Source organism: Dellaglioa sp. CoH-57-MRSF-19 (assembly GCF_056781975.1).
In genome coordinates, this window is the sequence record NZ_JBXAXW010000112.1 from 1 (window position 1) to 503 (window position 503).

General features: G+C 55.5%; 1 protein-coding gene. It reads left to right on the forward strand.

Features of this window, described 5'->3' with window-relative positions:
• Positions 1 to 167 precede the first annotated feature (167 nt).
• A complete protein-coding gene (locus AC1RO3_RS08525) occupies positions 168 to 419 on the forward strand; it encodes a hypothetical protein (RefSeq protein WP_251213468.1) in 252 nt (83 codons plus the stop codon).
• Positions 420 to 503 lie beyond the last annotated feature (84 nt).

A 503-nucleotide genomic window follows, 5' to 3' on the forward strand; every position in this document is an offset into this window, starting at 1 on the left:
GCATTGAACTTTGGATTTGAACGCCAGTTTGCTGCGGATTTGGATACGGCGCTCACGCTACTGGCCGCCGTCAACGACTATGGCACACGTCAGGCACTTGGGCCGGACTGGTGCTCGGCGCTGGACCGGTTGGAACGCAGGTACGAGAGCCTTGATGGGGAGGACGAATGAAATTCGATGACTGGGTGGAAGCGTTCGAGGTGGCGGACACGGAGCCCGCTGCAAAATCGCAGCTGGGTCGCCGTCTTTTGAAGTTTGGATTCGAGATGGGGCAGATGGTGCGGACCGGTGAAATTCGGCGCATCTTCGACACCGTTATCGAGGAAGTGAAGACCGGTGACTTGCAGACTGACGAGATCGGGGCAGTCCGTCGCGTGGATGATCTGCTGTTCATGCTTGTCTCAAAGGAGATGGAATGAGCACGAAGCCACTTGTTGACGGAGAAATCCGAGAAATCAAGGCCGGTCGTGGTTATTCTATGTGGAAGCATAACCAGTTTAAGG

Coding starts and splice junctions, on each gene's coding strand:
- AC1RO3_RS08525 (WP_251213468.1), top strand. CDS start 168: ATGAAATTCGATGACTGGGTGGAAGCGTTCGAGGTGGCGGACACGGAG.